At 60.9% G+C, this 7,842-nt stretch carries 5 protein-coding genes; 4 read left to right on the top strand and 1 reads right to left on the bottom strand.

Annotated elements, in window-relative coordinates; genetic code table 11:
• Window positions 1-249: 249 nt before the first annotated feature.
• Window positions 250-1,899 carry an FAD-dependent oxidoreductase gene (locus HMPREF1155_RS04045; RefSeq protein WP_009077583.1) on the bottom strand — a complete coding sequence of 550 codons (1,650 nt, stop codon included), beginning with the start codon at window positions 1,897-1,899 and terminating at the stop codon, window positions 250-252.
• 207 nt (window positions 1,900-2,106) lie between these two features.
• Here HMPREF1155_RS04045 and HMPREF1155_RS04040 point away from each other — a divergent pair, with 207 nt between their 5' ends.
• From HMPREF1155_RS04040 to HMPREF1155_RS04025, 4 genes are all read left to right on the top strand, one after another.
• Window positions 2,107-2,994, top strand: a complete 888-nt coding sequence (locus HMPREF1155_RS04040) for a LysR family transcriptional regulator (RefSeq protein ID WP_009077569.1) — start codon at window positions 2,107-2,109, stop codon at window positions 2,992-2,994.
• Window positions 2,991-4,349 carry a triacylglycerol lipase gene (locus tag HMPREF1155_RS04035; protein WP_009077552.1) on the top strand — a complete coding sequence of 453 codons (1,359 nt, stop codon included), beginning with the start codon at window positions 2,991-2,993 and terminating at the stop codon, window positions 4,347-4,349. The genes HMPREF1155_RS04040 and HMPREF1155_RS04035 overlap by 4 nt, the downstream gene beginning before the upstream one ends.
• A 99-nt stretch (window positions 4,350-4,448) precedes the next feature.
• On the top strand, window positions 4,449-5,750 hold the full coding sequence (locus tag HMPREF1155_RS04030; protein WP_238319099.1) for a hypothetical protein: 1,302 nt from the start codon (window positions 4,449-4,451) through the stop codon (window positions 5,748-5,750).
• Between the two features lie 237 nt (window positions 5,751-5,987).
• Complete coding sequence (locus HMPREF1155_RS04025) at window positions 5,988-7,622, top strand: FAD-dependent oxidoreductase (RefSeq protein ID WP_238319098.1); 1,635 nt, start codon at window positions 5,988-5,990, stop codon at window positions 7,620-7,622.
• Window positions 7,623-7,842: the final 220 nt, after the last annotated feature.

The raw sequence follows: 7,842 nt of genomic DNA, 5'->3' as shown, positions 1-7,842 counted from the left end.
GGGGGGGGGGGGGGGGGTAGAAAATACCTTTTCGGTGAAAGGTATACAACGAACGCTCTTCAATCAGAAAACCTGCTGCGATCAATTCGAGCCAAGGACCTCCTCTCAAAAGGAAACATCTCCATTGCCCTTGCGTGCGTCGTCGCGGTCCGTGTACGTGCGACGGGCCTTCCGAAGCATCGGAAGGCCCGTCATTCCCCTATAGCGCGACCTTAGGAAGAGGGGATGGGACCGCGCCGCAGATTGAGGTTATTTACCGAGGTACGTTGCAGCATTCTTCATGGCAAGACGTCCTGAATTGATGGCCCAGGATGCTTGGGATCCGGGTGCGGTGGCTACGTCGTAGGAATCGCCATATAGGCTACCGGTGTCGCATCCGCCCACATAGAGACCAGGAATGGCCTTGCGATTCCAGTCGACCGCTTCGAGGTTCTCGTTGATTTCCAATCCGCCGACCGTGGTGTAGTAGCCATCGGCTACTTCGAGGATCCAGAACGGCCCCTCATCGATGGGGGTCAGGTATTCCGTTGCCTTTCCGAAGATGGGATCGGAACCGTCGCTGCAGAACTTGTTGTACTCATCGACGGTCTCCTTGAGCGCCTTCGGATCGAGACCGACGCTCTTCGCAAGCTCTTCGAGCGTATCCGCGGTATGTACCGAGGAGAGGCCTTTGAGCTGTTCGCGAGCCTTATCCATGGCGACACCCGGTGTGCCGAAGGTGAACACGGTGCCGTATGGGCCGTTCTGCTCCCAGGCAGCGAGGTCCTTCTCGCGGAAGATGACGTAGGTAAGTTCCTGGTCGCGGCAGGCGATGCCGCCAGCGGCGAAATTACCGATCCAAAGGTCTTCGGCTATGAAACGCTTGGCATCCTGATTCACCCAGAGCGTAGGTTGGACAGACGCGGAATAGGCGTCGGTCGCCCAGAGCGCGCCGATAGCTGCAGGCCCGCACCACATGACGCTTCCATAGCCTTCGGACAGCATGACGCCGGCATCTACGCCCATACGCAGACCGTCTCCATCGCGCCCGGGTGCGCCAAGGGATACGAGATTCTTATTCACGGTGTACGGCGAGATAGCATGCAGGAACTCCATGTTGCTAGGAAAGCCGCCCGATGCGAGCATAACGACCGGGGCGTTCACCTGGTACACGGTGCCGTCATTCGCTTCAGCGAGGACACCTGCGGCCTTGCCGTCTTCCATTAGGATCTTCTTCGCTATGCAGTCGGTGATGATCTTGGCGCTTGTCTTCTCGGTCGCTTTGATGAGGCTGTCCGTGAAGTATGCGCCAGGGCTCGACGCGTTTTCATCGTAGTAATACACGTGCCAGGCTAGATTCCCGCCATAGTCGACGACCGCGCGGAAGCGGCAGTCGTGCTCTTCGCACCATTCGATGGTCTCGGCGGTTTGGGAGAAGAAGTTGTAGTATAGCTGCGTGCTTGGAATGTAGTGGTGATAGTTCACGCAGCGGCGAACCGCTTCGCCCACCGTACCGCCTCCGCCTGCTTCTTTCTGCCAATGCGATTCCACGCCGAACATTCCCTCGGTTGCGGAGAACGCGCCGCCCAGATTGCTGCCCTTTTCGAGAAGCACGACATCCAAGCCCAGTTCCGCACCCTGGATGGTGGCGGCCATGCCGGTTCCGCCTCCGCCGATGATGCAGACGTCGGCATCGATGGTTTCAGTCGGTCCCCCGATCTCGTCGAGCTTCCATACCGATTCATCCAAACCGAATGCGTTCTTTCCTCCCTCGGCGGTTCCGCCCATGTCGCCAGTCCGAGACGCCCCCTTGTCAGCCGGTGTGCATCCGATAAGCGCTCCTCCGGTAAGCCCCGCGATTGCGAGCCCTGTTCCCGCCATGAAGTTGCGACGGCTGATGCTCGATTCCCTCACCTTCATGCAAACCCCTCCTTCAGCTCATATCGAAGAGCCCGAAAGAGCTCTTCACCTGGTTTTAGAATGCAGAAAGAATAGAGGTTCGGCAATGGGAGACGCGCCAACCAGAAGCGAGAGGCGTGTAAGAATCAGTTTCAGTCGAAATGAAGCACGACGTTGTACTATAGGTTCGTTACGTGCAATGGCATCTTTCCTTCAGGAGGAAACGCCATGTATCGGGAGCAACTACAGTATTTCGCGCTTGCGTATCAGCTTCGCAGCTTCTCGGCAGCTGCGAAGAAGATTCCTATGTCATCGCAGGGGTTGGCGAAAGCGGTTCATTCCCTCGAATCCGAGCTTGAGGTGATTCTCTTTGAATCCGACTCGGCGGGACGCCTCCGTCCTACGCCGCAAGCCGATCTGTTGTTGGATTTCGTGAGCGTATTCGAGAATAATTATGCGAATCTTCGTGCGGAATACCAGGCTATGCGCGCGGCCGAGCGACATGAACTTCGCGTCGGCATAGGCTTGGGGATTCTCGGGTACCTTGGCCCCGATTTCATCCAATGCTTTAGGCGGAAGCATCCACGCATCGCTGTTCGTTATGAAGAATTGAACGACTGCGCCTGCGACATCGGTTTGAAGGCGGGACGGTTCGATATTGCTTTGACGGTCGCTCCGTACAATCCCGATTTTTTGACCTATGAGCTATATTCGACGCCTATGTATTTCTGGATTTCAGCCGAAGACGAGCTTGCCAGCCACGATCGCCTGCACATCGAGGATTTTCTCGATCGAAGGATTTCCATGCCCGGAGAGGAATTCAAATGCAATGTAACGCTGAGGAACATGGCGAAGGATGCCGGGATCGAGTTTGGCGAGGTCTATGCGACAGCCGAGATTTTCCGCATGTTCGACTTCGCTCGTACGGGCAAGGGGCTAGGGTTCTCTGCGAAGCATCTGGTAAAGATGGATTTGTTCGCGCGCGATAGTTCGGTCGTTGCCCTTCCTCTTGAAGACGTGACGTGGCGCTTCGGCATTGCGCAGCTTTCATCTCGAAAGCCCACGCCTGAGATGAAGGCCTTCATCGACTACTGCATCAAGGCGATGGCAGCATGAATCGCACTGTTGCATGGGCATTTCGCATCGCGAACGCGCTTGCCGTAAGCGCGTTCGTGGCATGCGCCTGCCTGCATGCCGTCGTGCCGCGAGCGGTCGTGGCGATTCTGGGATGCTGGGTGCTTGCGCTGTGCGCCTGGCCGGCACCGTATGGCGAGGCGTCTCGCATACGTCGGATCAAGGCATGCCGAGGGGCGTGCGAGCTGCTCATCGTGTTCCTCATGTCGTGCGGCATCGTGTGCGCGGCGGCTTTCGTCGCGTTCGGGGCCGCTCTGTTCGGCGCGATGAGAGGCGCGCCGATCGATCCGATGTTCTGGCTGGCGTGCCTCGGGATCGCGTGCGCGATCGAAGCTCTTGTCTTCTGGTGTGGCATGATCAGGGCCTACGTATTCAGCATGCAGCTCGGCGTGCGCCTGCGCGTCCTTGGCGGCGTTTTCGGCCTGGTTCCCCTCGTCCATCTGTACTTTCTCGCACGAATCATCTCGACCGTGGATGCGGAGGCGCGCTTCGAATACGAGAGGGAAGTCCTCGACGAGAGCCGCGCGGCTCTGCGCGTCTGCGCGACGAACTATCCGCTGCTGCTTGTGCACGGCGTGTTCTTCCGCGACTCCAAGCTTGTGAACTACTGGGGCCGCATTCCCGAAGCGCTCGAACGCAACGGCGCGCGCATCTTCTACGGATGCCATTCGTCTGCCCTTCCCGTCAAGGAAAGCGCGCGAGAACTTGCGCGACGCATTCGCGAGGTGTGCGACGAGACGGGTGCGGACAAGGTCAATCTCATCGCGCATTCGAAGGGCGGCCTGGATTGCCGCGCCGCGCTCGCCGATCCCGAGATCGCTGCGCACGTCGCATCGCTCGTCACGATCAACACGCCGCATAGGGGGTGTGAGTTCGCAGATTACCTGCTTGGCATCATGCCTGCGGCGCAGCAGCAGGCCATCGCGCGCGCGTACGATACCGCAGCGCATGCCTTGGGAGACCCCGCGCCCGATTTCATATCCGCAGTCAGGGATCTTACGGCCTCGGGCGCGGCCCGTCTGAACGTGGAGCTTCCGCCGACGGTCGACGGCGTCTGGTGCGCAAGCTACGGCTCGAAGCTGAACAAGGCGTCTTCGGGCACCTTCCCGCTCAATCTCACGTATCTGATCGCACGGTACTTCGACGGCCCGAATGACGGATTGGTCGGAGAGCGGTCGTTCGCTTGGGGCGATTCGTACCGATTCCTGGAAATCGAGGGAAAGCGCGGCATAAGCCACGGCGATATGGTCGATCTCAACCGCGAGAACATACCCGGGTTCGACGTGCGCGAGTTCTACGTGCAGCTCGTCGGCGACCTGAAGGCGCGCGGGTTGTAATATATGCCGATGCGTCCGCTCGGGTGACGGCCTTGCCGCATGCCGAACGGTTCGATGGTCACGGACGAAGCGCGGCGAGGAGATCGCAGGGAGAGGGAGATGAGAGGCATTCTCGATACGACGGCATTCCAAAGCCTGATGAGGCGCGCATGGCTCGCGCCCTTGCGCAAGGCGGACATCGATGTCTCCGAACTGCCGGAAGGCTGCGGCATCGAAGACGCATGGAAGGCGCTGACCACCGTGCGCTACGCGCAGTCGTTCCATAGTCCTCGCGCGTTGCGTTCGTCTATCGAATCGCGTGACGGTTGGCATACGGTTCCGGTCAGCCTTCAGCGGACCCTCGATGAGATCTCTGCGCTTACGCGGAAGGGATCCGATCTCGATCTGCGCGCTCATGAACGCAAGGGCAGAGGGTTCATCACGCAGCAGTACGTCGAGGAGATGGTCTGCAACCTTTCATTCGACGGCTTCGAGGTCGGCTACGAAGATCTTCGCGCCGTCATCCTGGGCGACCGCCCGCCTTTGGACGCCGCGGAGATGCTCGCCCTCAATTTCCATCGGATCATGTACGGGCTCGACGAATTCGAGAACGCCCCGTTCGACGAGGCGACGCTGGAAGGGCTGTACGAAAAGCTGACGGAGGGGACGCAAGGCCCGCTTGCCGCGGCCGATGCCCTGCCTCGCTCCCCGCTCTTCGAGCACTACGCGATGGAGTGCGGACGGGACGGGTGCGGGCGTCCCACGCTTCGAATCGTCGTGGATGCGGCGACAGGCTGCGCGAGCGACCCGCCCCGCTATCCCCTCATGAATTCCATGCTCGTCAACTGCCAATTCTGGCGAGCGGCGCTTTTCCCTTCGTGCAACAACCTCATGGGATGCGTGGCGAGCCGCCTGTACCTTCTGCAGCAGGGCCATCCCGTCTTCCGGTATGTTCCGAAGATACGTATCCTCGAGAAATGGCGCGCAGGGGGGTATGGGGACGCGGCCGCGTTCACGTTCGAGGAAGCTCTGGCTACGACCGAGGAAAACGGGGACTGGACGCCTTACTACGATGTCGTCATGCGTCTCATGCTGAAGGAAGTGCGCGCGATCGCGCGCTCGCTTTCCGTCAAGGCGCGTGTCGATGAGGATGTCGTGGCGGGAATCGGCCGCATCCCCGGACTCGCCCATAGGCAGAGAGACGTGCTTCGCAGCGCGGTGCTCATTCCTGACAAGACGTTCCGCATATCCTCGCATCAGAAGACGTACGGCATCGCATATTCCACGGCGCGCGGCGATCTCGAAAACCTTGCCGATGCAGGTCTGCTGTCGCGGTTCGTGGACGGGCAGGCCTATTCGTATCGCGCGGCCGCCTGCCTGCGCGCCGTGCTCTCGTCGCGCGAGGAGCCGAGGCCGTCGTAGCCGTATTACGCCGCACGTTCGGAGAAGCGGAAGGTATCGAAAATCGACACCTTCGCCCACGTTCGCGTCATTAAGCAGTCCGAACAGGTAAAACTTCGGAATCCAACTATTGAAAAGCGCCATCTTCCCCAATCGGCGGACGCATCGTATGGTGCGCTCAATGCAGGCCGAATGCTCCAGGAGGGGAGCGCCCGGCCACGACTTGGGAGGGTGCGTATGAATCCGGAAGCACAGGGAATGAGCAGGCGCGATGCATTGAAGCTAGGCGGTCTCGCGGGGCTTGGCGCCCTGACCGCGTCGCTTGCCGCCTGCGCGCCGAAGGACGCGGGCGCGAAAGCCGCATCCGGAGAGATGAATTGGGATAAGGAAGCCGACGTCGTCATCATCGGAAGCGGCACCGGATCCTATACGGCCATGCGCCTGGCGCATGCCGGGCTGAGCGTCATCGTCCTTGAGAAGAATGCGCAGACGGGCGGCTCGACCATCTTCAGCTCGAGCGTGGTCTGGGCTCCCATGAACGATCTCGAGGTGGCGGAAGGCATCGACGACAGTCGTGAAGAGGCCCTGCGCTATATCGAGGCCCTGTCCGGCGAGACGTACATGCCCGAAGAAGCCGCGGCCTTCGTCGACAACGTGAACACGGCCGTCCGCAACGTGGCCGATATGGCCGGCGTCGAATGGACCCTCTGGAAGTCGGGAATCGACTACAACATGTTTCTCCCCGGGGCGAAAGAGCTCGGCCGCTCGATCCTTCCCAAGGTCGCGGAAGGCGAGACGAGCGTCGGCAAGCTCAACACGCCCGTCATCGAGGCGGCGACTTCCCTCGGCGCCGAGTTCCTGACGAGCACCCGGGTGACGGATATCGTGTCCAGGACGGCCGAGGACGGTTCGATCGAGGTGCTCGGCGTGTCCGCCGCATCAGGCGGGAGCACCATCAACGTGCGCGCCCGTCGCGCCGTCGTCATGGCGAGCGGCGGCTTCGACTGGAACATGTCCATGATGAAGAACTTCCTGCGCACTCCTGCCCGCTATAGCTGGGGTATCGCGACGGACGAAGGCGACGGCCAGAAGATGGCCATGCGACTGGGCGCCGATCTGAACCTCATGGCCGAATCCTTCCTGTCGCCGGGTTATAAAAAAGAATTCGAAGAAGCGCATGAACAGGGGAAATCGCAGCTTTCGACCATCATACGCGACGACGCGAAGCGCGGCATCATCTTCGTCAACAAGCATGGGAAGCGCTTCACGAACGAATGCGCGAGCTACGATTGCGTCGGGCGCAGCTTCACGAGCATCGAGAACAACGGGGGCGAGCGCGGATGGGAGCACCTGCCCGCCTGGGCCATCATCGATCAGGCGGCCGCCGACGAGCATCCCTTCAATTCAGGGGAGAAGGGCACGCCCGGAACGAGCTACGCACGCTACGAGACCCTTGAAGAGCTGGCCGCTGCCTGCGGCATCGACGAGGCGGGCCTGCTCGCCGAGATCGAGCGCTACAACGGCAATGCCGAACAGGGAGTCGACCCCGATTTCGGGCGTGGCCAGGACTACTATGGCAAGTACTGCACGTATGCGAGCGTGGATTACGACGGTCCGGCCCGCACGCTGAAGCCCATCGACACGCCGCCCTACTATGCGGCCGAAATCGTTCCCGTGGTGCTCGGCACCATGGGAGGCATCAAGACCGATGCCCGCGCGCAGACGCGCGACATGGAAGGAAACGTCATCAAACGCCTCTATGCGCAGGGCAACTGCGCGGGCATCGGCGCCGGCGGCGCATGCTATGTCGGAGGCGGCGGCACGCTCGGCCCTGCGCTCGCCTTCGGCGAGATCGCTGCGACCGAGATCGAGGCGCTTTCCGCATGGGAATAGCCGCCCGCGGGCCGGTCGTTTGAAAACCCCGTCGTTTCCGGCTGTAATCGCCGGCTTCGAAATAGTCTTCCCCTCCGTGCGCGCGGGTCTTGCAACAAGGCTCGCGCGCTTTTCCGTGCGTCGGGATGTTCCGACGAAGCGCATGTGCGCATGCGCGCCAAGGCCTTGCCGGAAGGCCCTGGTGCATGCGCGCCTCAGAGCCTCCCGGCAGGATCCGTGG

This window comes from Slackia sp. CM382, from assembly GCF_000293015.1.
Classification (GTDB): Bacteria; Actinomycetota; Coriobacteriia; order Coriobacteriales; family Eggerthellaceae; genus Slackia; species Slackia exigua.
Note: the sequence above shows the minus strand (reverse complement) of the source record. Positions and strands in the feature narration are given on the sequence as shown.